This is a genomic window from Amycolatopsis ultiminotia (genome assembly GCF_039536925.1).
GTDB lineage: Bacteria > Actinomycetota > Actinomycetes > Mycobacteriales > Pseudonocardiaceae > Amycolatopsis > Amycolatopsis ultiminotia.
In genome coordinates this window covers 28811-54181 of sequence record NZ_BAAAZN010000005.1, presented here as the reverse complement: position 1 = coordinate 54181, position 25371 = coordinate 28811, and the positions used below count along the sequence as shown (strand labels likewise).

The following is a 25371-nucleotide window of genomic DNA, read 5'->3' as shown; positions in this document are numbered from 1 at the left end:
CGCATCGCCGTTTCTCCGGAAAGGTTCTCTCGATGAAGAGCAGAGTCCTGGCGGGCGCGGTCGCGCTCGCCGTCGCCGCGGCCGGGTTCACCGCGGTGCCCGCACAGGCCCGCCCCGCCGACCCACTGGACGCGGTGAACACGTTCATCGGCACGCAGGACGAGGGCAACACCTTCCCCGGCGCCTCGGCGCCGTTCGGCATGACCCAGGTCAGCCCGATCACCACGCACTACGCGGGCTACCTCTACACCGACACCGCGATCCGCGGGTTCGGCCACTTCTTCCTCTCCGGCGCGGGATGCTGGGAGCAGGGCGGGCTCGTCTCGACGCTGCCGACCACCGGTGAGGTCGGTCCCGGCGCGGCCTTCGACACGAGCAAACCCGGTACCTTCGACCAGGCCGCCTACGCCGCGCCGTACACGCACGACGGCGAGGTCGGCAAACCCGGCTACTACAAGGTGCACCTCACCGGCTACGGCGGCGTCGACGTGGAGACCACCGCAGGCACCCGCGCCGGAGCCGAGCGGTACCGCTTCGACAAATCCGGGCCGGCCAACGTGTTCGTGAACGTCGGTCAGGCCAACGCGAAGGAGCCGGTGACCGGCAGCAGCGTGCGGATCATCGACGACCACACCGTCGCCGGAACGGTCGAGTCCCAGGCGTTCTGCGGTGGCAAGTCCTACACCACGTACTTCACCACCAGATTCGACAAGCCCTTCACCACCTACGGCACCTGGGCCCCGGAAGGCGGCACGCCCGGCAGCCGGTCTTCCTCGGGTGGCGAGGGCCTGCGCGGCGCGTGGCTGACCTTCCCCGACGGCGGGGAAGTCACCGCCACCACGTCGACTTCCCAAGTGGACGCACTCGGCGCGGACCGCAACCTCACGGCATCCGGCATCCGCCCGTTCGACGCGGTCAAGGCCGATACCCAGCGCAGCTGGCGGCGTGAGCTGTCCAGTGTGGACATCACCGGCGGCAGCCAGGACGACCGCACGGTGTTCTACACCTCGCTTTACCACGCGTTCCTCCAGCCGCTGACCGCGAGCGACGCGGACGGCCGGTATTTCGGTTTCGACAAGAAGATCCACCGTGCGATCGGCTGGACCTACTACGACTTCTTCTCGCTGTGGGACACCTACCGCTCGCAGAACCAGTTGCTGGCACTGTTGAAACCGGACCGTGCGCGGGACATCGCGAAGAGCGTCCTCGCCATTCACGCACAGGGCGGGTGGCTACCGCGGTGGGCCTACGCCAGCCAGGAAACGAACACGATGTCCGGTGACCCGGTCACGCCGTTCCTGGTCGACCTGTGGCGGTTCGGTGCCCTGCGCGGCGACGAAGTGCAGGCCTACCAGGCGTTGCTGCAGAACTCCCGGGAGATCCCGCCGGCCTCGTCACCGTTCCAAGGCCGTTCCGGCAACGAGAACTACCAGGCCGACGGGTACGTGCAGTACGACCCGGACTTCCCGGTGAAGGGACAGGACAGCGATCCGAGACACGGCGCATCCGCGACACTCGAGTACGCGCTGGCCGACTGCTCGCTGTCGGTGATGGCGTCCGCACTGGGGCACCCGCAGGACGCGGCGGCGCTCGCCGACAAGGGCCGCACGTACTCCACGTTGTGGGACCCGTCGGCGAACGACCGCGGGTTCAGCGGCTTCTTCCGGCCGAAGGTGCCGGGTGGCGGCTGGTTCACCCCGGCCGACGGTCCGTACACCCCGCAGAGCCAGGACGGCTTCCAGGAAGGCACCGCCTGGCAGTACCAATGGCTGGCGCAACAGGACGTGCCCGGTCTGCTGAAGAAGATGGGCGGCGCGGCCGCGGCAGGCAAGCGGCTCGACGATTTCTTCGCCTACGACGATCTGGTGACCGACCCGGCCGGGACGGTCCGCGACAAGTGGGTGATCGGCCCCTACGACTACGACAACCAGTTCCGCTACAACCCGAACAACGAGCCCGATCTGCACTCGCCGTGGATGTACACCCTCGCCGGGCAGCCGTGGAAGACCTCCGCCGTGGTCCGGGCCGCGCACACGTTGTTCACCAACGCGCCGAACGGGGTGACCGGCAACGACGACCTCGGCACCATGTCCGCCTGGTACGTGTTCAGCGCGCTGGGGCTCTACCCGGCGGTGCCGGGCACCGGCAACTTCGTGCTCAACGCGCCGCGGTTCGCCAAGTCCGTGCTGCACCTGCAGAACGGCCGCGAGGTGACCATCGAAGCACCCGGTGCGGACGGTGCGAAACTCCAGTACGTCTCCGGGCTCACCACCGGGCACGGACAGCCCTCGGACCGGACGTACCTGAACGTGGACCAGTTGCGCCAGGGCGGCACACTCGGTTTTTCGCTCACCACCGACGCGGCGAAGGCCACGTGGGGAACGTCACCTTCCTCCGCGCCTGCCTCGCCGTGTGCCGGTCCGTAGCCGGATGCGGACAGCCGGTGCGGGTTTCTTCCCGGATTCCGGGAATCGGCAGGAAACCCGCACCCGGTTCCGGGCATTCCCCGCGAATCCCCACAGTGGTCCAGACCACGTGCGCCGCTGGTCGTGATCGGAGTCACCGGCCCCGGTGTTCCGGTGAGGGCGGTCACGCCTCACACTGGTCACATACCGTCCGACAGTGCTGTTGACGCCAAGCGGTTCCGTCCGCCTTGGACAGTGCTTCGGACGGTTTTGTGTGTGCAGTCAGCACGCACCGGGTGACGCACAGGAGGATGTCGTGTCCAGCAAGGCCGCTCTCGTTTTCCGCGTGGCCGCAGTCGCCGAGGCCCTGTCCTGGCTCGGTTTGCTGATCGGGATGTTTCTCAAGTACGTCGTCGAAAGCTCCGGAGAGGGCGGCGTTCCCGTCCTCGGCATGGTGCACGGCGTCGTCTTCGTCCTGTACGTGATCACCTCCCTGTCCGTGGCGAAGCCGCTCGGCTGGCGCCCGAGGACCCTGGTGCTCGCGCTGCTGGCCAGCATCCCGCCGCTGTTCACCTGGCTGTTCGAGAAGTGGGCGCTGCGCAACGGCAGGCTCGACGGCCCGCAGCGGCTCACGCACGGCGGCGTCGGGCTGTTCGAGCGCGTCCCGGAGCCGGCGAACGCCTGATCTGAGCAAGACTCACCGGCGGGCCCGTGCGAAGACACTTCGCACGGGCCCGCCGGCTGTCCGGCGAGGTTCCCGGTCCGGGCAGGCCGGCGGCGCGCCCTGGCCGCGGTCTGAGGTCCGGTGCTATTCGGTGAAGTCGCCCGAGGACTTGCGCACCTTGGTGAGCAGCTCGATGAGCTGGCCGACCTGCCGTTCGGTGAGACCGGTGAGGCCGAAGTCGATCGCGGTCACCGCCTCGGTGGCCGCCTCCCGGCGGGTGCGCCCGTCGCCGGTGATCTCCACCAGCGTGGTGCGCCGGTCGGTCGGATGCGGCACGCGCTTCACCAGACCGTCGCGTTCGAGCCGGTCGACTATGTTGGTGACACTGGTGGGGTGCAGTTGCAGCCGTTCACCCATCACCCGCATCGGCAGCCGTGAGTTGCGGGAGAACGTGAGCAGCACGAGCGCCTCGTAGCGGGCGAAGGTGAGGCCGTGCGGCTTCAGCGCACCGTCGACCGCCGACTGGATGATCTGCTGCACGCGCATCACACCGGTGACCGCGGCCATGGTTCCGGCGGGGCCGATCCGGTCCTCCCAGAGCGAGGCCGCGCGGGCGATCGGGTCGAACGGCAGCGGACGGTTCATGACACGCGAAGCTACCAGCGGGTATCCCGGACCCGGTGATCGCCCTGCTCAGCAGTACGAAATCCCTCCGGCGAAAGGACCGAACCATGATCGTCGCGTTCAGCGTGAGCCCGTCCGGCGGTGACCAGGACGGCGGGGTGAGCGAGGCCGTCGCACGAGCGGTGCGGGTGGTGCGCGACAGCGGCCTGCCCAACTCGACCAACTCGATGTTCACCAACGTGGAAGGCGAGTGGGACGAGGTGATGGACGTCGTGAAGCAGGCCGTGGCAGCCGCGGGGGAGGGGTCCGCGCGGGTCGGTCTGGTGCTCAAGGCGGACATCCGGCCCGGCTACGAGGGCCAGCTGACCGCAAAGGTGGACCGCGTCGAGGCGCACCTGCGGCAGGACTGACCGGGACCGGCGGACCGGGCCAGCCGCTCGGGCCCGCGGCGGGGAGTTCGGGGCGGGGGAGTTCGGGGCGAAGGCCCAGCGCAGTGCCGCAGGACAGTGGCTCGGGGTTGTTGCTCCGGAGCGGGTGGCTCGGCGCCGCGCTGCCGGGCAGTACCGCAGGGGTAGCAGGACAGCGGCAGTGGCCCGGAGCAGTGGTGGCTCAGGGCAGGGGTGGCGTGAAGGCCACCGTCCACCGGCCGTTTGTGCTGGTCACCGCCAGTTGGTAGGTGAACCGGGTGCCGGGTCCGCTGATTCCGGTGACCACCGCGGAGGTCGGGGCGTGTTCGTCGGGGGTGAGCCGGACGGCCAGGTCGCGTACCCGGTCCGCGCCGAGTGCGCGTACGTAGTCGTCGGCCAGGTCGGTCGCTCCGGAACCGGGGACGTCGAACAGTGCGGCGAGCGCGTCCGCGTCGCGGCCGGACAACGCCTCGGTGAGCTGGTCGCGCAGGGCAGGCGCGGACGGCGCGCCCGGGTCGTCCTCGTGTGCGATGAGAGTGGTGATCGTCGCGATCCACGCCACCCCCGCCCCGACCGCAGCCGCCACAGTCGCGTTGCGCCGGCTCAGCATCCACGGCCTCCCTCGTCGTCCCGCGCAGAAGCATGCCCCAGCCGGGCGGTTCCGCGCCAACGCGAAACGGCGGGGCTCCGGCTGAACCGCACGGGTGTGGCGTGCCAGGATGGAGGTGTGACAAACCCACGCGGATCTGCAGCGAACTCGGCGGCCCTCTCCGCCGCATTGTCCCGCGCGGTCGATCTGTCCGCGCTCAAGGCCCGGTCGGAGGCGACCCAGAACCGGCCGACGGCCCCGCCTCCGGACGGCACCGCGCCCGACGGGGGTGGCGCGCCGCCCTCGGGCGCGGTACTCGACGTGACCGAGGCGAGCTTCCAGACCGACGTAGTCGAGCGCTCGTTGAGCCAGCTCGTGGTCGTCGACCTGTGGGCCGACTGGTGCGGCCCGTGCAAGCAGCTGAGCCCGCTGCTGGAGCGGCTGGCCGAGGAGGCGGGCGGCGCCTGGGTGCTGGCCAAGGTCGACGTGGACGCCAACCCGCGCATCGCGCAGCTGTTCAACGCGCAGTCGATCCCCACCGTGGTGGCGATCGGCGGGGGCCAGCCGATCGACGCGTTCTCCGGCGCCCTGCCGGAGCCGGAGATCCGCAAATGGCTGAACTCCCTGCTCGACGCCCTGCGTGACCAGCTGCCCGGTATCCGCGCCGCGGAGGAGGCCCGCGGTCCGGTGGAGGAGCCGGAGGACCCGCGCTTCACCGAGGCGGAGGAGGCCTTCGACCGGGGCGATTTCGCCGCCGCCCAGGCCGCCTACGAGCGCATCCTCGACGCGGAGCCCGCCAACGAACTGGCCAAGAGCGCGCTGGCCCAGGTCAAGTTCACCGCTCGCGCCGAGGCGGCCGACCCGGACGCCCGTGCGACGGCCGACGCGGATCCGGCCAACCTCGACGCCCAGCTCGCGGCCGCGGACCTGGAAGTCGCCGAACAGGACGCGGAAGCCGCCTTCCGCCGCCTGATCGACGCGGTCCGCCGCACCGCAGGCGCGGACCGCAACCGGGTGCGCGAACACCTGGTGGCCCTGTTCGACCTGTTCGACCCGGCCGACGAGCGGGTCACCAGGGCGCGCCGGGACCTGGCGAGCGCACTGTTCTGACCGAGCTGTCCTGACCGGCCCGGTGCGAGGGTCCCGGATGAGCCGGGGCCCTCGCACCGTCGTCGGCGGGGGTCCCGGGCGTCAGGCGTACTGCTTCGAGCACACCGGCGAGCCTTCGAGATAGCCCCGCCGCAGCGCCTCCACCCGGTCGAACCCGCTGTCCGGCCGGGCGCCGCCGACGTCGGCCGACACCAGGCCGTCCGGGCGGAGCAGGTCGGCGATCGCCTCGTCGAGGTCGCCCGCGGACAGCCGCAGTCCGGGCTTCCCCGGTTCGCCGGGCCGGTTCGTGAACGCCGCCCACGCGCCCACGAGGCAGGCGGTACGCAGGCCGGCGTTCGGGTTGTCGATCGACGCTCCCACGCCCTTCTGGATCCCCATCGCGTAGCGCGAAGCGAGTTCCGCGAACGCCGCGAAGTCGCCGAGCCCGGTGCTCTCCTTGCCCGCTTGTTCGGCTTCCTGGTCCACCGGTTGTGCCAGCTGCTCCAGCTGGTTCTGGTTGAGCTGCACGGTGTTGTCGTCCGGGCAGTACGAGGTGGGCGGGGTGTTCGGGCCGCCTGCCGGGCAGGCCCCGCTGCCGGGCACGAACTGCGGGGCCGTCACGCCCGCGCCCTTGAACGCCTCGTCCAGGCTCGCCTTCACCAGCTGCAGGGTCTCCTCGTCGAGCCGCTCGTCGCCCTTGCCGGTGTCCCCGCTGTCGAACGGCCGCTCGGTGAGCCGCGCCCGTACGTTCTCCGTGTTCATCGCGGCGCAGTCCTTCGGGCCCTTCGTGAACCCGGACTGGAACGCGAAGGTGCGGTCGAACGCGGTGCCGTGTGCCTGCCGGTCGGTGCCGCTGGTGCCTGCCTGGTCGCGGATGAAGAACATCGCGGCCATCACCTGGTCCAGCCCTTCGGCCGTGGACAGCCGGTAGTACTCGCTCTTGCCTGCCGCGACCCACCGGAAGTAGCTGCCCGCGAAGCAGTCCGCCTGCTGCTCCTTCACCACGGTCGGCGTGCTCTTGGTGATTCCCGCGCGGTCGCCGAGCCGGTACTGGATGGCGTGCCCGAACTCGTGCGCGAGCACGGTCACCACCGACATCGGGCCGAACCGCTGCTTCAGCATCGGCAGCAGCACCCCCCGGTCCCACGCCACCGAATCGTCGCCCGCGCAGTAGAAGGCGTTCACCAGTTCCTTCACGCTGCCGCAGGCGGTCTCTTCGGTGTCCCGGGTGGAGTCATACGACAGCAGTGAGGTCACCGGCTTGAACTTCTCGCCGCCGAATTCCTCCGGCAGCGCGCCGGACCAGTAGGCCTGCACGTCGGCGATCGCGGCGGTGGCGAGCTGGTCCTCACTCCCGCCGTCCGCGTTCTGCACCTGCAGGTCCGGCTTCGGCGCATCGGGTTTGAGGCCGCTTTCGAAGTGGGTCACCGGCAATCCCGCGACGTTGCCCGCTCCCGCGGTGACCGGGCCACCGGCGCTCGTACTGCACGCGGCCGCCCCCAGCAGACCTGCCACCACGAGCACGGCCAGTGCGCGTCCCCCTCGGCTCATGTTCCTTCGCTCCACTTCCCCGGTCGACGTACGGCCCCCGGAGGCTACCGAGCGTGCACCGCTGCGGTGCGCACAACGCCCGAAGTGGGCTACGGGCGCGGCCGGTCCCGGCCAGATAGTGTCCCTGACCATGCGTGCAGTCCGCCGGTTCACCGTTCGCGCCAGCCTGCCCGAGCCGCTCGCCGGGCTCGGCGCGCTCGCCACCAACCTCCGCTGGACGTGGCATCCGCCCACCCGTGACCTGTTCGCGTCGATGGACGCCGGGCTGTTCGACAAGATCCGCGATCCGCTGCGGATGCTCACCGCGCTGCCCCCGGAACGGCTCGAAGAGCTGGCCGTGGACGAGGACTTCCTGCGCCGCACGGACGAGGCCGCGGCCGGGCTCGAGCGCTACCTCACCGAACCGCGCTGGTACCAGCGGCGCAGTGACGAGGGCCTGCCGGAGGCGGTCGCGTACTTCTCGATGGAGTTCGGCGTCACCGAGGCGCTGCCGAACTACTCCGGCGGGCTCGGCGTGCTCGCCGGCGACCACCTCAAGGCCGCCTCCGACCTCGGCGTGCCGATGGTCGGCGTCGGCCTGCTGTACCGGTCCGGCTACTTCCGCCAGGGCCTGTCACTGGACGGCTGGCAGGTCGAGCACTATCCGGTGATCGACCCCAACGCGTTCCCGCTGGAGCCGGTGACCGACCGCGGCGCGCCGGTGCTGATCAGCCTCGCCATGCCCGGCGGACGCGAGCTGCACGCGCAGATCTGGCGGGCCAGGGTCGGCCGGATCCCGCTGTTGCTGCTGGACACCGACATCGACGCCAACGCCGAGGACCTGCGCCCGGTCACCGACCGGCTCTACGGCGGCGACGCCGACCACCGCATCCGGCAGGAGATCCTGGCCGGTATCGGCGGGTTCCGCGCGGTGCGCAAGTTCTGCGCCCTGACCGGGCATCCGCAGCCGAAGGTGTTCCACACCAACGAGGGGCACGCCGGATTCCTCGGGCTGGAGCGTGCCCGGGAGATCATCCAGGCCGACCGGCTCGCGTTCGACGAAGCGCTGCCCGCGGTGCGTGCGGGCACCGTCTTCACCACGCACACCCCGGTGAGCGCCGGGATCGACCGGTTCCCCGTCGACCTTGTGCAGCGCTACTTCTCCGACGGCAGGCTGGTGCCCGACGTGGACGTGCGCCGCGTGCTGCAGCTGGGCGCGGAGGACAACCCGGGCCTGTTCAACATGGCGCACATGGGGTTGCGGCTGGCCCAGCGGGCCAACGGCGTCTCCGAGCTGCACGGCCGGGTCACCCGCCGGATGTTCTCCCGGCTGTGGCCCGGATTCGACGACGACGAGGTGCCGATCGCCTCGGTCACCAACGGCGTGCACGGGCCGACGTGGGTCGCGCGGGAGCTGAGCGCGCTGCTGGGCGGCAACCACGACGAGTTCGGCCACGAGGGCCGGACCCCGGACAGTTCGCTGCACGACGGCGTCAGCGACGAGCAGCTGTGGGCGTTGCGGCGGGAGCTGCGGGAGAAGCTGGTGGGCGAGGTCCGCCGCCGGGTGCGTGCGGCGTGGATGCAGCGCGGTGCCTCGGCGCTCGAGCTGGGCTGGACCGACCGGGTCTTCGACCCGGACGTGCTGACCGTCGGTTTCGCCCGCCGGGTGCCCACGTACAAGCGGCTCACGCTGATGCTGCGCGATCCCGACCGGCTGCGCGCGCTGCTGCTGGACGAGCGGCGGCCGATCCAGATCGTGGTCGGCGGCAAATCGCATCCGGCCGACGAGAACGGCAAGCAGCTGATCCAGCAGATCGTGCGGTTCGTCGACGATCCGGCGGTGCGCCACCGCATCGTGTTCCTGCCGGACTACGACATGTCCATGGCCCGCTACCTCTACCGCGGCTGTGACGTGTGGCTGAACAACCCGGTGCGGCCGCTGGAGGCGTGTGGCACGTCGGGGATGAAGTCGGCGCTCAACGGCGGGCTCAACCTGTCCATCCGGGACGGCTGGTGGGACGAGTGCTACGACGGCTCCAACGGCTGGGCCATCCCGACCGCAGACGGCGTCACCGACCCGCTGCGCCGCGACGACCTCGAGGCCGCCGCCCTCTACGACCTGCTCGGCCAGCAGATCGCCCCGCTGTACTACGACACCGGCGACGACGGCGTGCCCACCGGCTGGCTGGCCATGGTGTGGCACACGCTCGAGACGCTCGGTCCGCGCGTGCAGGCGTCCCGGATGGTGCGCGAGTACGTGGAGTCGGGTTACCTGCCCGCCTCCCGGATGGTCGCCGAGGCCACCGGTGAGGGCTATCGCGGCGCGTTGTCGCTGGCCGACTACCGCACCAAGCTCGAGGTCGCCTGGCCGCGCGTGCGGGTGTTCGACGCCGAGTTGCAGTACGACCACACCGAACGGCTCGTGGTGGGCACCGAGGTGACCGTGCGCGCCCGGATCGACCTCGCCGGGCTGGACCCGTCCGAAGTGGACATCCAGACGGTGGTCGGCCAGGTCGGCGACGGGGACGAACTCACCGACGCGGTGCACGTCCCGATGCGGGAGGACGGTATCGGCGCGTTCGCCGCGAAACTGCGCCTGCCCAGGGCGGGTTCGGTCGGCTACACGGTGCGGGTGCTGCCGAAGCACCCACTGCTGGCCAGCCCGGCCGAACTGGCACGGGTGGTACTCGCCTGATCCGGGGTGCGGTCCCGTTGGCCGGTTCGGCCTCGGGGACGCCGGAACGTCGAGATCGACCGGGGGCATCGGGGTGTCGCCCGCAGTGCTGCGGTCCTGGACCGGCTGCGTGCCGCGGAACTACCGGGAACCGGATTTTCCGGGAGCGCGAAGCCGGCCCGTCGGCATCCGGTTGCGGTTCGCCCGGGTTCGGGAAGTGCGTCCCGGACCCGTCAGGGCACCGCAGGGGAACCGCCGGGGCGCACCGGCTGCCCCGCCGCGGCCCAGGCCCGGAAACCGCCGGTCAGGTCGGTCGCCCCGGGCAGGCCGAGTCGTTGCAGGTCGGCCGCCGCGAGGCTGGACGAGTAGCCCTCGTTGCACACCACGACGGCCACGGTGTCCGCGGTGACGCCCGGCAGCCGCCATTCGCTGTCCGGGGCCAGCCGCCATTCCAGGTGGATCCGTTCGATCACCACCGAACCGGGGATCTCGCCCTCGGCGACCCGGTTCGCGTGCGGGCGGATGTCCACGATCAGCGCGCCGTCCGCCTGCAGGGCCGCGGCCCGCTCCGGATCCGCCCGGTCCAGCGTGGACCGGGCGGAAGCCAGCAGCGAGTCGACGGCGGTCATCAGCGGATGATCGCCGGCAGCGGGGGAATCTCGTTCGGCAGCTCGGCCAGCGTCCGGTATTCCCTGGTCGGCACGAGCGGCGGCGAGTACGCGTGCACGCTCGCGGCAGCCTCGTCGCCGATCCCGGTGACCTGGTGCGCCCGGCCTGCACCGAAGCCGATGCCCTGTCCGGCCACGTGCGTGCGGCGGCGCACCGGGCCGCCGGGGTAGCGGTACTCCTCGCCGAGCTCGCCCTGCAGCACGGTGAACGAACCGGCCGCGCCGCCGTGGTCGTGCGGCTTGGTGTGCTGGCCGGGCAGCCAGGACAGCAGCCACAGCTCGACGCCGTCGGTCAGGGCCAGCCGCGCCCACCAGCGCTGGTCCTCGTCGACGCGCAGGATGTCACGCAGGCCTGCGGTCAGTTCGGTGGTCACGGTGCGGGTCAGGTCGGCCAGCTCCCGCGGCGTCCACAGCAGCCGTGCCGGGTGCAGCAGCTCGGTCAGCAGCGGATCGGTGAGCTGGGGGTGGGTCTCGACGGAAGAGGGGGTGATCGAAGTGGTCAACGCGGGCTCCTGGAGTTCTGCGGGACGGCTGGACACAGCAGCGCGTACGCACGCGGAAAACTTCAGCGTGCGGGTCGCGCCTCGGTACACCCGCAGGAAGCGACGAGGAGCAGATCGATCGCACGCCGGCGCCAGAACGAGCCCCGGCTGACGGGGCGGGCGGCGGACGTGGATTCGATCACGTTCTGCATGCTGCCACAGCGGCGCCGCGAGCGCCGCGATGTCCCACCCGCTGGACCGGCATTCGCGAGTCATTCCGCACAAAGCGCCGCGGCCGTCCGTGCGCACCCCGGCTTACCCCGGGCGGGTGCGCACGGGTGCGCGCGGGCCGCCACAATGGGCGCGTGAGCGAGCCGATCCTGCCCAGCGACCCTGACGACCTGGTGGTGCGGATGTCCGGTGTCGGCGTCCGTCGCACCGGTAACGACCTTCTCGCGGACCTCGACTGGTCGGTCGAGCTGGACGAGCGATGGGTGGTGCTCGGCCCGAACGGCGCGGGCAAGACCACCCTGCTGCGGCTGGCCGCCGCCGAGCTGCACCCCACCTCCGGCGCGGTCGACCTGCTCGGCGAACGCATCGGCCGGGTGAACGTCTTCGACCTGCGCCCGCGCATCGGCTTCACCTCCGCCGCGATCGCCCAGCGGGTGCCCGGCGAAGAGCTGGTGCGCGACGTCGTGGTCAGCGCGGGGTACGCGGTCGTCGGCCGCTGGCGTGAGGCCTACGACGCGCTGGACCTGGACCGCGCCGCCGAACTGCTCGGCACGCTCGGTATCGCGCACCTGGCCGAGCGCACCTACGGCACGTTGAGCGAGGGCGAGCGCAAGCGGGTGCTGATCGCCCGTTCGCTGATGACCGATCCGGAGCTGCTGCTGCTCGACGAGCCTGCCGCGGGCCTCGACCTCGGCGGCCGGGAGGACCTCGTGGCCCGGTTGTCGGCACTCGCACTGGATCCGGACGCGCCCGCGATCGTCCTGGTCACCCACCATGTGGAGGAGATCCCGCCGGGCTTCACCCACGCGCTGCTGCTGCGCGAGGGCGGTGCGGTGGTGTCCGGCCTGGTGGACGACGTGATCACGAGTGCGAACCTGTCCAAGACCTTCGACCAGGACCTGGTGCTGGAGCGCTCGGGGGAGCGGTTCTTCGCCCGCCGAAGGTAGGTTTGGGCGTACCGGTCGGTAGCCTGCTGGCAGTGTGGTCAGCGCCGTCAACGAGGAGGAGACGCGTGGGAGAGTTCGTAACCCTGGAGGTCGAGGGCGGGGTCGGCACGATCCGGCTGGACCGGCCGCCGGTCAACGCACTGAACGCCCAGGTGCAGGCCGAGCTCGCCGAGGCGGCCGGGGAGGCGTCCGACCGCGACGACGTGCGCGCGGTGGTCCTTTTCGGCGGGGAGAAGACCTTCGCCGGTGGTGCGGACATCAAGGAGATGGCAGCCCGCACGTACCCGGAGATCGCCAAGTTCGGCGCGGAGCTCACCGCGTCGCTCGCGCGGATCGCGAACATCCCGAAACCGGTCGTCGCCGCGATCACCGGGTACGCCCTCGGCGGCGGCCTCGAGCTGGCGCTCACCGCGGACTGGCGGGTGGCGGGCGACAACGTGAAGGTCGGCCAGCCGGAGATCCAGCTCGGCATCATCCCCGGCGCAGGCGGCACCCAGCGGCTCGCGCGGCTGATCGGCCCGAGCAAGGCCAAGGACCTGATCTACACCGGCCGGTTCGTGAAGGCCGAAGAGGCGCTGAAGCTGGGCATTCTGGACGAGGTCGTGGCGCCGGACGACGTGTACGCCGCGGCGCACAAGTGGGCCGCGCAGTTCGCGAACGGTCCCGCGGTGGCGCTTCGCGCCGCGAAGGCGGCCATCGACTCCGGTCTCGACGTGGACCTCGCCACCGGCCTGAAGATCGAGACGCAGCTGTTCACCGCGCTGTGGGCGACCGAGGACCAGCGGAACGGGATGCAGTCGTTCATCGACAACGGTCCGGGCAAGGCCACCTTCGAGGGGAAGTGACCGGCGTGACCGACCCGGCGCCGCACCCGCACGCCACCGCCGACGAGGTCAAGGCGGCCTACGACGATCCGAAGCTCGCGAACGTCCTATACCACGACTGGGAAGCAGGCACCTACGACGAGAAGTGGTCGATCTCCTACGACGAGCGCTGCATCTCCTATGCCAGCGACGTGTTCACCGCGGTGGCCGGTGAGGACGGCCAGCCCTATTCGCACGCCATGGAGCTGGGCAGCGGCACCGGGTTCTTCCTGCTGAACCTGATGCAGGGCGGGGTCGCGAAGAAGGGTTCGGTCACCGACCTGTCGCCGGGCATGGTGCAGGTCGCGTTGCGCAATGCGGAGAACCTCGGCCTCGACGTCGACGGCCGGGTCGCCGACGCGGAGCGGATCCCGTACGAGGACAACACCTTCGACCTCGTGGTCGGGCACGCGGTGCTGCACCACATCCCGGACGTGCGGCAGGCGTTCGGCGAGGTGCTGCGGGTGCTCAAGCCGGGTGGGCGGTTCGTGTTCGCCGGTGAGCCGACGAAGGTCGGCGACCGGTACGCACGCAGGCTCGGCCAGCTCACCTGGTACCTGACCACGAACGTCACCAAACTGCCGGTGCTCAGCGGCTGGCGGCGTCCGCAGTCCGAATTGGACGAGTCGTCGCGGGCGGCGGCGCTGGAAGCGGTGGTCGACATCCACACGTTCGACCCGTCGGAGCTGGAGGCGATGGCTCGCGGGGCCGGGGCACAGGACGTGCGCGCGGTCACCGAGGAGTTCTCCGCCGCACTGGCAGGCTGGCCGATCCGCACGTTCGAAGCGGCCGTGCCGCAGGAAAAGCTCACCGTGCGCTGGCGGCTGTTCGCCTACCGCCTGTGGCTGCGGCTGTCCGCTTTGGACAAGTTGGTGCTGGCCAAGGTGCTGCCGCGGGAGCTGTTCTACAACGTGATGATCACCGGGACCAAACGGCCTTCCTGAGTTGGCCTACGGGTTCACCCTCGACGACGTCGCCTTCCTGCGCTCTGCCGCAGGAAGAGCGGCGCTCGCCGGATGCGCCGAGCTGGACGCTTCGCGGGTCGCCGACGTTGCCGCGGCGCGGCGTGCGGTAGGCGAGCGCCATGCTGCCGCTGTGCTGGAAACTGTTGCGCTGCGCCGGAAGTCCGTGGCGAAGATCGTGGACTCGGGCGAGTGGCTATTCACCTCCGACGCACTTCAGCAGGCGAGTGCCACGCCGGTCGCGCGCCACCGTGCGCGTCGGCTGGCCGGGCTCGCCGTGCACGACGTCACCTGTTCGGTCGGGGCCGATCTCGTGGAGCTGTCCCGCGCCGCACCGGCCGTCCTGGGGTCCGATGTGGACCCGGTGCGGCTGGAAATGGCGCAGCACAACGCCTCCGTGGCCGGAGTCGCGCCGCTGGTGAGCCGGGCCGACGCACTGCGGCCGGTGTCCCGGGATGCCGCGGTGGTGGCCGATCCGGCCCGCCGGGACTCCGCCGGGCGCCGGGTGTGGCGGCCTGCGGACTTCCTGCCCCCGCTCGACGAGCTGGTGACGGCCTATCCCGGCCGGGTGTTGTCGGTGAAATGCGCGCCGGGGATGGACTTCGCCATCGCGCCGTGGGCTGAGGAAGTGGAGCTGGTCTCGCTCGACGGGCAGGTGCGCGAGGCGTGCCTCTGGCGTGGCCTCTCCACCGGCGTGACGCGACGTGCGACCGTGTTGCGTTCGGACGGTGCACAGTGGACGCTGACCGACGCCGAGCCGGACGAGGTGCCGGCGAAAGCGGCGGGAGAGTGGCTTGTGGACCCGGACGGCGCCGTGGTGCGCGCCGGGCTCGTACGCCATTACGCGGCCCGGCACGGACTGTGGCAGCTGGACGAACGCATCGCCTACCTCACCGGGGACGCCCCGCCGCCGGGTGTGCGCGCCTTCCGTGTTCTGGAACAGCTGCCCTACCGTGAGAAGCCGCTCGGCGCGGTGCTGCGAAGGCTGGGCGTCGGGCGGCTGGAGATCCTGGTGCGGGGACTCGACGTGGACCCGGATGCCTTGCGTCGCAGGTTGAAACCACGTGGTCACGAAGAGTCCACTGTGGTGCTGACGCGGATCGGCCGGTCGCCGGTCGCGTTCGTGTGCCGCAGCGAACGCATCCCATCGGAGGGTTTCCAACCCGGGTCGCCCGGCGTAGGTTCTGCGGGTTCGGAATAGTCACTGGAGGGTTGCCGTGTCCCGTTTTCCCGCTCTCGTCAAGCTCGCCGCAGCCGCGGCCGTCGGAGCCACCGTGGCAGGTGGTGCGACCGCCCTCGCCGGCTCGGACGAGGTGACCGCCGCGCACGGCCGTGAACCGGCCAACATCGGCCAGGTGAAGAACGACGTCAAGGCGTACTACGGCGACTACCTCGACGCGTCGGGCAAGCACCACTACTCCGACACGAGCCGGTTCGTCGCCGACACCAAGCGGGTCGTCGCCGACGCCAAACGGCAGCTGGCCCAGCAGCTGGGCCGGGTGAAGAACCCGGCGATCGTGCTCGACGTCGACGACACGTCGGAGGTCACCTACGGCTGGGAGGCGGACAACGACTTCGGCTTCGACCCGGTGAAGCAGCAGCAGGCGATCGACGACGGGACGTTCACCGCCAACCAGCCGGTGCTGGAGCTCACGAACTGGGCGGCGCAGCGCGGGGTGAAGGTCTACTTCCTCACCGGCCGGACCGTGCCGCAGGGCCCGCAGTCGCTGAAGAACCTGGCGAACGAGGGCTATCCGGCGCCTGCCGACGCGTTCTTCAAGCCGACCGACTCCGCGCCGGACTATCTGCCGTGCGGCCTGGACTGCACCACCGTGCAGTACAAGTCGGGCACGCGGGCGCACATCGAGGCGACCGGCGCGGACATCGTGCTCAACCTGGGTGATCAGTTCAGTGATCTGGAAGGCGGCTACGCGGACCACCCGGTGAAGCTGCCGAACCCGATGTACTACCTGCCCTGAGCCGCCACCGCCGCCCGAGTCCACTTCGGACCCGGGCGGCGGCCGGCGTCATCCGTTGTAGCCGGCGAAGATCTTGGAGAACTCGTACGGCTGCTGGGAGATGTTGGTGCAGCGGTACAGCGCGCCGGTGCAGGCGTTGGCGTCGCGGCCGGTCTCCCAGAGCGACAGCATGCCAAGGTGCACGCTCTTGGCGAAGTCCACCAGCGCCGTGGCGTCCTTCTGGTAGAAGATCTCGTTCTGCGAGTCGTTCACGCCCAGCATCGGGGTGACGCCCAGCTTCTTCCAGGCGTCCTCATCGGACAGTCCGAGCGCGGACTTGAGCTGCGCCTGGGTGGCCTTCGCCGCGGAGATCGCCTTCGCCCCCTGGTCTGCATCGCCCTGGTAGTAGTCCATCGCCATGACGTTGACCAGGTCGAGGTCCACTCCCGCAGCCTTGGCCTCGTTGACCACGGCGAGCCCGTCGGAGGTCAGCCCGTCCGGCAGCACCGGCAGCGTGAGTGAGATCTTGAGCCCCGGATTGTCGGCCTGTACCTGCTTGAGTGCCGCCGACCGCCGTTGCACGGTGGCGGTGTCGGCGACCGCGGCACCCTCGATGTCGAAGTCGACATACTTGAGCCCGTAGGCCTTCACGACCGCGTCGTACTCCGCCACGAGCGCGGAGACGTCGGTACAGGCCTGGGCGAGCTCGATCCCGGATGCGCCGCCGAAGGACACCTTCACGTCACCCCCGCCGTCCCGGATCTTGGCGATCTCGTCCGCCTGCCAACCGGCACGCGGGTCGTAGGAGTTGAACCAGCTGGCCTTGCAGCCGGCCGAGGTGACGAACCCGAGCGTGAACCCTTTGACGCCGCCTTGGGCAGCCATATCGGAGATCACCGGCGTCGGCCAGGCCCCCATGTCAACGTAAGGCGCAACCGGCAACGGCGCCCCGGCATCGGCAACCGCGACACCATGCGGCACCACGAGCCCGGCACCACCAGCCACCAGCGCACCAACCACACCGGCCAGCCTTCGAAACGAGGGAACCTTCATCGGGAAAACCTCCACAGCGGGGATTCGGAGAGCGCACAACCCTGTCCAAATGGTATAGACCAATAGGGTGATGGTGGCCATACGCCATTCGGATGCCAATCGTTGCTTCTACGCCCCCGCTCGGCCGGAATGACCGAGGATTTCCCGGAAATCCTCCGATTTGAGGCATTACCCCCCATTCACCTCGACGCGGGGCAGGTGTCCGGCCGATGCTTTCGTGCCCGTGCCCGTGCCCGTGCCCGTGCCCGTGCCCGTGCCCGTGCCCGTGCCCGTGCCCGTGCCCGTGCCCGTGGCGGGCCGATGGTCTGTGGTCGTGGCAGGTGGATTCCGGTGCCGCGGGCGACAGCTGTGAACCGTGGGTTGGCAGGCGGCAAACCGCAGACTGCGGAGCCGGTGAAACGCGGAGTCGCAGTCCGCGAGCAGTTGCCCCATGGCCCGCGAACTCGCGAGTCGTGGCGCCCCGCGCCCCGCGCCCCGCGCCCGCGCCCCCGGACCCGCGCCCGCGCCCCCGACTCGCGATCCGCGCCCCGCGCCCCGCGCCCGTGACTTTGCGATCTGCGGCCGCCCGTAACCCGTGGCTCGCGATCTGCGACCTGCGAGTCGTGCCCTCATGCCCCACGCCCCGGTGGCTCGCGACCTGAGACCTGTGCGCCGTTGTCCGTGCCCGTGCCCGTGCCCGTGCCCGTGCCCCGCGACCCATGACCCATGACCCATGACCCATGACCCGTGGCTCGTGACCCATGACCGTGGCTCGTGACCCGTGGCTCGTGGCCCGTGGTCTGTGGCTTGCGACCCGTGGCTCGCGCCTTGTGGTCTGCGAGCCGTACGGCGTTGCCCGTCGCCCGCGGCTCGTGCCCCGCGGCCCATGACCCGTGGCTGGTGACTTGTGGCCTGTGGCCCGCGCCTGGTGATCTGCGGGCCGTGAGTCGTGGCCAGCAGCTCGTGACCCGTGGCCCGTGATCAGTGGTGAGTCATGGGCAGTGAGCCGTGGCCGGCGGGACTGCCGGCTCGCGGGCCACGGTGGCCTCTCCGGATGTCGCATGGCTCCAGCGCGCTCGACCCCGATGCCGTTCGCGCCTTTGGCCATCCGATCCCGGGTCGACGTCCGTGCTCAGTGTTGCCCGAGGTTCTCCGTGCACGCCCACAGCAAGTCGGCCAGCTGGCGTCGCTGGGTGCCGGTGAGTCCGGTCAGCATCCGTTCCTCGACCTCACCGACCACCGTGTGCGCGGCTTCGAGGTGGCCTTCGCCGGAAGAAGTCAGCGTCACCGGTCGTGCGCGTCCTCCGGACGTTTCGGTGGCGACCGTGACAAGTCCCGCGGTCTTCAGTCCACTGAGCACGTCGCGCAATGACTGTCGCGTGACGAAGCACCGTCGCGCCAACTCAGCGGACGAAGCCCCGGGCTGCTCGTCCAATGCCTGCAGGACCGCGTACTGCGACATCGACAGCCCGAGTGGTCGCAGCTGCTCGTCGCACGCCTGCCGCAGCGCCAGCTGTGCCCGCTTCAGGAGGTACCCAGGCCGATCAAGTGTGCCGACTTGACTCATGACAGGAACCTTACACATACTGTCCATGTAAGGAACCTGTCATAAAGGAGCCGGAACCCATGCCCAGCACGACCATCGCGCCGCACGCCGAGCTGACCACCCTGGTGAACGTCTTCACCGTCGACCCGGCGCGCCAACGCGAACTGGTGGAGATCCTGACCGGCGCCACCCAGAAGGTGATGCAGTACCGAGAGGGCTTCATCTCCGCAAACATCCACGCAAGCACCGACGGCACCCGCGTGCTGAACTACGCACAGTGGTCCAGCACCGACGCCTACCAGGCCATGCTCGACGACCCGGAATGCCGCGAGCACATGTCCGAAGCCGCCGCGCTGGCCACTTTCGACCCCCACGTGTACACAGTCGAGTCGATCCACCACACCTGAGCACCGCAACCGTCGACCAGTAGCAGACGCTGCCCACCCGGCGGAAAAACGGACCCGCCGCCACCGCGAACCGGTGGCGTCCCACGCCGCGGTGACCACCGGCCCGCTCGCGTCCCCTCTCGCCCCGGGCGCCGACCACCGCTCGGTCGCCCCATGGTCGTCGCGCTGCCGTTGCCGACTCGATCGCCGCTCGTCCACGCGGCGGTCGCACGGTCGGTGCCGCGGTGGTCGCACTTTGTGACCGTTGTGTATCTGGTGCCGACCGCCGCTCGCGCCGCTTGGCGGTTGTCGCGCTGCCGTTGCCGACCCGATCGCCGCTCGTCCACGCGGCGGTCGCACCTTGTGACCGTTGTGCATCTGGTGCCGACCGCCGCTCGCGCCGCTTGGCGGTTGTCGCGCTGCCGTTGCTGACTCGATCGCCGTTCGTCCATGCGGTGGTCGCATGGTCGGTGCCGTGGTGGTCGCACTTTGTGACCGTTGTGTATCTGGTGCCGACCACCGCTCGCGCCGCTTGGCGGTTGTCGCGCTGCCGTTGCTGACCCGACCGCCACCGGCCCCACGTTGCGGGACCGTGCCGCCACGACCGCTGCTCCCGCTCCCGGCCGCCTCGCGGACTGCCGCTCGTTCGCCCGCTCCCGCGATCCGACCGGTGCTGACCCGGCAGTCGCTTGGGTCGTCTTGTGGTCGTTGTCTGGTTGGTGCTGACGCGACTGTTGATCGTTCTCCCATGGCGCGGCCGGTGCTGACCCGGCAGTCGCTTGTGCCACCGCTGCTCCCGCTCCTGGTCGCCCCGCGGACTGCCGCTCGTCCGTCTGCGACCGCGCCCTGGCCAGTGCCGACTCCGACCGCCGCTCGTCCTGTCCGGGAGCTGCCGAGCACCCGGTGTCGACCCGACCGCTGTGCACCCGGTGCTGGCCACCGTCCGGCGGTCACTGCGCGCCGGGCGCGGGCACGGCCGACGGGTCACCGCCGCCGTGCCACCAGCACGGTGTCGCGAATGGACACTTCCTGCCCCTCCGGGCCGACCGTTGTCCGCTCGCGGGCGTCGGGTACTGCGGAATCCCATGAACCGTCCAGGGTTTCGGCTACCTCTTCGGCGGTGAAGAGCAGGTCGGTCATGTCCGGACGGCCGGCCGCGGACGCCACGTCCGCCGGGTGGTGGCCGACCACGAGCAGTGTGCCGCGAGGTGCGACGGAATCCGCCAACCGCGTGAAAAGCGGCACTCGATCAGTTGCGGGGATGTGCAGGAAGTGCGTGGTGACGAGGTCGAACTTCCGGTCGGGTACCCAGGTCGTCAGATCGGTGACGACCCATTCGATCCGGTCGCCCACGCCGAGCCGCTCGGCCTGTGCCCGACCGCGTTCGACGGCCGTCGCGGAAAAGTCGACGGCGGTGACCTGCCAACCCTGCTGCGCGAGCCACAGCGCGTCGCCACCCTCGCCGCAGCCGGCCTCCAGCGCGCGCCCGGGGATCAGCCCGGCGGCTTCGGCGACCAGCTGTGCATTCGGTTGTCCACTCCAGATTTCCGGCCGCGAGAGGTAACGCGCTTCCCAGGATTCCTGGTCGATCGGCGGCTTCCCGTGCTCCGCGGATGCTTCGTGCTGTCGACGCCCGCCGACGCCAGCAGCGACCGCACGTTCGGTCCGGTGCGAAAACGGTTCGCCACTGCGGCGTACGGCCTCCGCGACCTCTTCGTTGATCAGATCCGCGTTGATCGCCGCCCCAGCTGTGAGCCCGGCGCTCGCGGAAACCGAGACCTGCGCACGCATGTCGACCACGTTCCCGGCCAGCCACACCCCCGGCACCGTGGTGGCACCCGCTTCGCCGACGGGCACGGACGTGCCGAGCAGATACCCGTTCATCTCCACCCGCTCCGGCACCAGTCCGAGCGGCGCCAGTGCCTCTGCCCGTGCGATGAACCGCGGTGCGACCACCAGCACCTCACGCGGCACCACCTCACCGGAGTCCAACCGGAGCCCGGTGAGCTGATCGTCCTCGATCTCGAGCCCGGTCACCACGCCTTCCACGACCCGGATGCCGCGCGCCGCCAGTTCCGTGCGCTGCTCGGCGCCGAACTCGGCCGCAGTGTGCCGGAAAACGACCACATCGCTGCTCAGCTGCCGCCACATCTGTGCCTGGTGCAGGCTCATCGGGCTGGTCGCGAGCACGCCGACGGCCCGGTCGCGCGCCTCCCAGCCGTGACAGTAGGGGCAGTGCAGCACGTCGCGGCCCCACCGCCGTTCGAGACCGGCCACCTCGGGCAACTCGTCCTTCAACCCCGTCGCCACCAAGACCCGGCGGGCCCGGACAGCGCGACCGTCCGCCAGCTCGATCGCGAATCCGCCGTCGACCCGCTCGTCGTTGGCTCGGCCGTCGTCGACCCGGCCGTCGTTGGCCCGATCGCCGTCGACCCGGCCGCCGTCGACCCGGCCGCTGTCGACCCGGTTGCCGTTGGCCCGATCGTCGTTGGCCCGATCGTCGTTGGCCCGATCGCCGTTGGCCCGGCCGTCGTCGATCCGGACGCCGTCCACCTGGCTGCCGTCGACCCGACCGTCGGCGGATTCGCAGTCGGCGGACCGGCTGACGGACGTGACGGTCCCGTTCACCACTTCACCGCCGTACCCGGCAAGCTCGGCCCGTCCGGCGGCGAGCAGCTCGGCCGGTGGTGTGCTCTCACGGCCCAGGTAGTTGTGCACATGCCCGGCCGGCGCGTTGCGCGGTTCTCCGGAGTCGATCACCAGCACCGACCGCCGCGACCGGGCGAGCGCGACCGCTCCACTCAGCCCCGCTGCACCGCCGCCGACCACCACGACGTCGTACTTCTCATCCACAGGTTCCTCCAGATTTCGTCGTCCCCTGTGGACTATCCGAGGTACCGGGCAACCTGGCAAAGAGATTTGCAGAAACAGCAAAGACGTCGCTACGGCCGGACGCCGGGAAGAGTGCTCCGCACGGCCGTCAGTTGCTTGGACCACCCCGGTTCGGTGAAACGCCGACAGACCGCAGCCGCCACCCGCCCCACCGACCCGTGGAGACTCACTCGCGCGAGACGGCGGTGAAGTTTTGTCGCGCGAGACGACGACGCCAGGTGGTTGCATGAGCCGATGGTGCGAGCGGCCCGTAATATGCCGTTGTCAGCACAACGCGTATCGAAGTGTGCATACAAGACGGTCCACTTCGGACCAAGTGGCCCGCTCACACGACCGCAGCCACCACACAGTGACGATCGAAAGAACCCGACGACGGCGACCCTTCCGAACGCCCCGGTCCAGCGACGCGACGGAAACTCTCCCGACGCGCCCGGCCCCCGGGACTGCACATCGCCGCCAGGCACCGTCCCGACCGCCGGGACGACCGAGACGACTCGAACTGCCGCGACTGTCGGTCACTACCCGAACCACCGGCACGACTGGGACTGCGAGCACAACCGAGTCGATCGGGACTGCAGGATCGCCGGACTTCCGGCGTGGCCGGGGCGGCTGGGGACTTGCCGGCACCATCGGGGTCGTAGGCACGGCTGGGTCCGCTGGTGCGACCGAGCCGATCGGGACTGCAGGATCGCCGGGACCTCCCGCGTGGCCGGGTCGACTGAGGACTGGGACGACTGCGGCTGCCAGCACGGCCGAGTCGATTGGGGACCACCGGAGCGGCCGGCCCGAATGGGGACTGCCGGCACGGCTGGGACCGGCAGCACGGCCGGGATGGCCAGCCGGTAGCACGGCCGGGATGGCCAGGAAGATCGACGGGGCCGGCAGGAGCGCTGGACCGGCAGGAGGCCGAGCGGGATAACCGGGTGCCGGAAGACCGACCGGGACTGCCGGGAGGACCGGGACTGCCGGGACTGCCGGGAGGACCGGGACTGTCGGGACGATCGGGACTGTCGGGCAGCGATCGGCGCTCCTCAGTGCGGCCACCCGTCTGTCTGCCGAGCTGCCCAACCGGCCCGTCTGTCTGCCTGACGGTCGAATTCCTCGGCCCGCAGGGTTTCGACCGACCGATCTGTGCCCCCCCTCGGCTGGCCGAGCCTCGACCGACCCGCGCCTCTCGATCCGCCAGCCGCAAGCCTACCGACCGGTGCCCCTCCAATCACCGACCCGCGCCCCTCAATCCCCCGACCCCAACCCACCGACCCCACACCACCCCTCGACCCGACGGGCCCAAGCTCGCCGAGCCCCGGCCCACTCTGACCGGGCCGGTGTCCGGGCCGTTGCCGTTCAGCGGCGAAGTCCCGTGTGTGCTTCAGCGTTGAAGCTGGGTGAGTGCGTCCAATGTCCGCTCGCGGGCTGTGTGGTCTCCCAATGGGGTTACCACCAGGTCGGTTACTCCTGCGTCGCGGAAGCGGGCCAGTTCGCGCAGTACGGTTGTTTCGTCGCCGGCGACGACGGTGTCCGCGGGGCCGTCCAGGCCGCCTCGGTCGAGCATCGCGCGGTATGCCGGCAGTTCGTTGGCCACGTTGTACCGCTGGGCAACCTCGGTTCGGGTGGCGTCCGGGTCAGTGGTCACCGAGACCATCACCATCACGGCCACCCGCGCGCCGTCGCCGAGGCGGGGGACCAGGTAGTCCGCGACGGTGTCCGGTCGGACCCACACGGCTATGGTGCCGTCCGCGAGATCCCGCGTCACCTCCAGCATTCGTGGCCCGAGCGCGGCGACGAGCACCGGCGGCGGCGTCGCGGGCAAGGCCAGCTGGTCGTCGACGGTGAAGAACTCCCCGGAGTACTTCACGTGCTCACCACGCAGCAACGGCCGCAGCACTTCCAGGTACTCCCGGGTGTGTCGCGCGGGTGCCGTGTACGGCAGTCCCCACCAGCCCGAAATCACCGCTTCGTGGCCCGGTCCGATACCCAGTGTGAGCCGTCCGCCGGTCATTTTCTGCACGGTGAGCGCCTCGGTGGCCAGCGCGACGGGGTGCCGGGGGTACGTCGGCACGACAGCCGTGCCCAGTTCAGCGGGACCGTCGCCGAAAAGCGGCAATATCGTCAGTGGGTCCCAGCCGCCGGGTTGCTGATTGGTCCAGGCGCTGTCGAGCTCGCGCGCCGCGACCGCCGCCGCTTCGTCGCGCAACTGGTCGAAACCGGCCGTGCCGGCGGTGATGAGGTGTGTTCCGATCCGCATACAGCCAGTTCAGCCCGTACCGGTCCACTGGTCGAGACGCGGTTTGTCTCCGCAGCGATCACGTATTCTGATCATTGCAGGTCAAGGAGGAACCCATGGAACTGCGGGCGTTGCGGTACTTCGTCGCGGTCGCCGAGGAGCTGCATTTCGGCCGCGCCGCGGAGCGTCTGCACATCGTGCAGCCTGCGGTCAGCCAGCAGATCGCCCGGCTCGAGCGCGAACTCGGGGTGCGGCTGCTGGACCGTTCGCCCCGCACGGTCCGGCTCACCGAGGCGGGCAACCGGGTACTCGCCGCGGCCCGCGACGCGCTGCTGGCCGCCGACCGGGTACGACTTGCCGCCGGAACGTCCACCGGCGCGGTCCGGATCGGCACTGCGCCGGGTTTGACCGCCCGTTTGCAGCGGGGGATCGACGCCCTGCGCCGCCGGACCCCGTCGTTCGAAGCTGTTCTCGTGGACCTCCCGTTGCCCGATCGGCTTGCCGCGCTGCGCCGCGGTGAGCTCGACCTCGCATTGGCCCGCGGTGTCACCGAAGCAGCAGGTCTACGGGTGTTGCCTGCGTGGATCGAGCCGCTGCACGCCGTGATCTCCACTCGCCATCCGGCGGCGAACCGCACCTCGGTGCGGCTGAGTGACCTGGCGAACGACGTGCTGCGGGTCCCTTCGCCACGAGCGGACCCGCCGCTGCACGAAGCGGTGACGAAAGCCTTGCACGATGCCGGTTTCACCGCACCCCGCGGCCGGCCGCTGGGCACCATCGAGGACACCATGGTCGAGCTGAGCGCGAACTGGTCCACCTGGGCCTTGCTCCCGGCCGGCCAGACGAGCAGCACCGCCGACGGCGTGCGCGCCCTCCCGCTCGACCCGCCACTGGAGATCCGCGGTGCCGTGCTCGTCCCCGAGGACGGCAGCCCCGACCTGTGCCTGAGCCTGGTCACCGACGCCTTCCGCGACACGGCCGATCCGGCGCACCCGATCCCGGACGCGATCAGCCGCTCGTAACCGCCGCGTCTGGTCGGAACGGGTCGTTGGCAACTGCCGTGGTCGGTGGGGAACGGGTCGTTGGCAACTGCCGTGGTCGGTGGGGAACGGGTCGTTGGCAACTGCCGTGGTCGGTGGGGAACGGGTCGTTGGCAACTGCCGTGGTCGGTGGGGAACGGGTCGTTGGCAACTGCCGT

Annotated in this window: 21 protein-coding genes; 12 read left to right on the top strand and 9 right to left on the bottom strand. The window is 70.5% G+C overall.

The genetic code is table 11. The features are described 5' to 3' along the window. The first annotated feature begins 32 nt into the window (after positions 1–32). Positions 33–2426 carry a GH92 family glycosyl hydrolase gene (locus ABD793_RS13265; RefSeq protein ID WP_344859370.1) on the top strand — a complete coding sequence of 798 codons (2394 nt, stop codon included), beginning with the start codon at positions 33–35 and terminating at the stop codon, positions 2424–2426. A gap of 295 nt (positions 2427–2721) precedes the next feature. Next, positions 2722–3090, top strand: coding sequence for a DUF3817 domain-containing protein (locus ABD793_RS13260; RefSeq protein ID WP_344859367.1), 369 nt, complete (start codon positions 2722–2724; stop codon positions 3088–3090). A gap of 123 nt (positions 3091–3213) precedes the next feature. Here the strand turns inward: ABD793_RS13260 and ABD793_RS13255 are convergent, their stop codons facing one another. Next, a complete protein-coding gene (locus ABD793_RS13255; protein WP_344859364.1) occupies positions 3214–3714 on the bottom strand; it encodes a MarR family winged helix-turn-helix transcriptional regulator in 501 nt (166 codons plus the stop codon). An 86-nt stretch (positions 3715–3800) separates the two neighbouring features. Here ABD793_RS13255 and ABD793_RS13250 point away from each other — a divergent pair, with 86 nt between their 5' ends. After that, positions 3801–4103, top strand: coding sequence for a thiamine-binding protein (locus tag ABD793_RS13250; RefSeq protein WP_344859362.1), 303 nt, complete (start codon positions 3801–3803; stop codon positions 4101–4103). Positions 4104–4302: 199 nt separating this feature from the next. Here the strand turns inward: ABD793_RS13250 and ABD793_RS13245 are convergent, their stop codons facing one another. Then, positions 4303–4710 carry a hypothetical protein gene (locus ABD793_RS13245; RefSeq protein WP_344859360.1) on the bottom strand — a complete coding sequence of 136 codons (408 nt, stop codon included), beginning with the start codon at positions 4708–4710 and terminating at the stop codon, positions 4303–4305. A 117-nt stretch (positions 4711–4827) separates the two neighbouring features. Between ABD793_RS13245 and ABD793_RS13240 the strand changes: the two genes are divergently transcribed. Beyond that, positions 4828–5799 carry a tetratricopeptide repeat protein gene (locus ABD793_RS13240; RefSeq protein ID WP_344859356.1) on the top strand — a complete coding sequence of 324 codons (972 nt, stop codon included), beginning with the start codon at positions 4828–4830 and terminating at the stop codon, positions 5797–5799. 81 nt (positions 5800–5880) lie between these two features. On the opposite strand, the gene ABD793_RS13235 is transcribed toward ABD793_RS13240, so the two are convergent. Continuing rightward, the gene (locus ABD793_RS13235; protein WP_344859354.1) at positions 5881–7329 is read right to left on the bottom strand and encodes a neutral zinc metallopeptidase; all 1449 of its coding nucleotides are present in this window, start codon (positions 7327–7329) and stop codon (positions 5881–5883) included. A 130-nt stretch (positions 7330–7459) separates the two neighbouring features. Between ABD793_RS13235 and glgP the strand changes: the two genes are divergently transcribed. Continuing rightward, positions 7460–10003, top strand: coding sequence for an alpha-glucan family phosphorylase (gene glgP / locus ABD793_RS13230; RefSeq protein WP_344859352.1), 2544 nt, complete (start codon positions 7460–7462; stop codon positions 10001–10003). Between the two features lie 212 nt (positions 10004–10215). On the opposite strand, the gene ABD793_RS13225 is transcribed toward glgP, so the two are convergent. Beyond that, a complete protein-coding gene (locus ABD793_RS13225; protein ID WP_344859349.1) occupies positions 10216–10611 on the bottom strand; it encodes a rhodanese-like domain-containing protein in 396 nt (131 codons plus the stop codon). Continuing rightward, on the bottom strand, positions 10611–11153 hold the full coding sequence (locus ABD793_RS13220; RefSeq protein ID WP_344859347.1) for a cysteine dioxygenase: 543 nt from the start codon (positions 11151–11153) through the stop codon (positions 10611–10613). Before ABD793_RS13220 ends, ABD793_RS13225 begins: the two co-directional genes overlap by 1 nt. A gap of 344 nt (positions 11154–11497) precedes the next feature. On the opposite strand from ABD793_RS13220, the gene ABD793_RS13215 reads away from it, so the two are divergent. The 5 genes from ABD793_RS13215 to ABD793_RS13195 all read left to right on the top strand — a co-directional run bounded on the left by ABD793_RS13215 (position 11498) and on the right by ABD793_RS13195 (position 16114). Beyond that, the gene (locus tag ABD793_RS13215) at positions 11498–12310 is read left to right on the top strand and encodes an ABC transporter ATP-binding protein (RefSeq protein WP_344859345.1); all 813 of its coding nucleotides are present in this window, start codon (positions 11498–11500) and stop codon (positions 12308–12310) included. A 65-nt stretch (positions 12311–12375) separates the two neighbouring features. Beyond that, positions 12376–13155, top strand: a complete 780-nt coding sequence (locus tag ABD793_RS13210) for an enoyl-CoA hydratase/isomerase family protein (RefSeq protein WP_344859343.1) — start codon at positions 12376–12378, stop codon at positions 13153–13155. Beyond that, entirely contained in the window at positions 13152–14117 is a 966-nt protein-coding gene (locus ABD793_RS13205) for a methyltransferase domain-containing protein (protein WP_344859341.1), read from the top strand. The genes ABD793_RS13210 and ABD793_RS13205 overlap by 4 nt, the downstream gene beginning before the upstream one ends. A gap of 1 nt (position 14118) precedes the next feature. Then, entirely contained in the window at positions 14119–15336 is a 1218-nt protein-coding gene (locus tag ABD793_RS13200) for a class I SAM-dependent methyltransferase (RefSeq protein WP_344859339.1), read from the top strand. 16 nt (positions 15337–15352) lie between these two features. Continuing rightward, the gene (locus ABD793_RS13195; RefSeq protein ID WP_344859337.1) at positions 15353–16114 is read left to right on the top strand and encodes an HAD family acid phosphatase; all 762 of its coding nucleotides are present in this window, start codon (positions 15353–15355) and stop codon (positions 16112–16114) included. Positions 16115–16162: 48 nt separating this feature from the next. Here ABD793_RS13195 and ABD793_RS13190 read toward each other — a convergent pair whose 3' ends face one another. Both ABD793_RS13190 and ABD793_RS13185 read right to left on the bottom strand, forming a co-directional pair. Further along, positions 16163–17146 carry a chitinase gene (locus ABD793_RS13190; RefSeq protein ID WP_344859335.1) on the bottom strand — a complete coding sequence of 328 codons (984 nt, stop codon included), beginning with the start codon at positions 17144–17146 and terminating at the stop codon, positions 16163–16165. A gap of 1111 nt (positions 17147–18257) precedes the next feature. Next, complete coding sequence (locus tag ABD793_RS13185) at positions 18258–18692, bottom strand: MarR family winged helix-turn-helix transcriptional regulator (RefSeq protein WP_344859333.1); 435 nt, start codon at positions 18690–18692, stop codon at positions 18258–18260. A 59-nt stretch (positions 18693–18751) separates the two neighbouring features. Between ABD793_RS13185 and ABD793_RS13180 the strand changes: the two genes are divergently transcribed. Continuing rightward, the gene (locus ABD793_RS13180; protein WP_344859331.1) at positions 18752–19078 is read left to right on the top strand and encodes a putative quinol monooxygenase; all 327 of its coding nucleotides are present in this window, start codon (positions 18752–18754) and stop codon (positions 19076–19078) included. A 963-nt stretch (positions 19079–20041) separates the two neighbouring features. On the opposite strand, the gene ABD793_RS13175 is transcribed toward ABD793_RS13180, so the two are convergent. Beyond that, positions 20042–21910, bottom strand: a complete 1869-nt coding sequence (locus ABD793_RS13175) for a methyltransferase domain-containing protein (RefSeq protein WP_344859329.1) — start codon at positions 21908–21910, stop codon at positions 20042–20044. A gap of 1408 nt (positions 21911–23318) precedes the next feature. Further along, positions 23319–24194: a TIGR03564 family F420-dependent LLM class oxidoreductase gene (locus ABD793_RS13170; protein WP_344859327.1), complete on the bottom strand. Its 876-nt coding sequence runs from the start codon at positions 24192–24194 to the stop codon at positions 23319–23321. Between the two features lie 95 nt (positions 24195–24289). Between ABD793_RS13170 and ABD793_RS13165 the strand changes: the two genes are divergently transcribed. After that, positions 24290–25195, top strand: coding sequence for a LysR family transcriptional regulator (locus ABD793_RS13165; protein WP_344859324.1), 906 nt, complete (start codon positions 24290–24292; stop codon positions 25193–25195). Positions 25196–25371 lie beyond the last annotated feature (176 nt).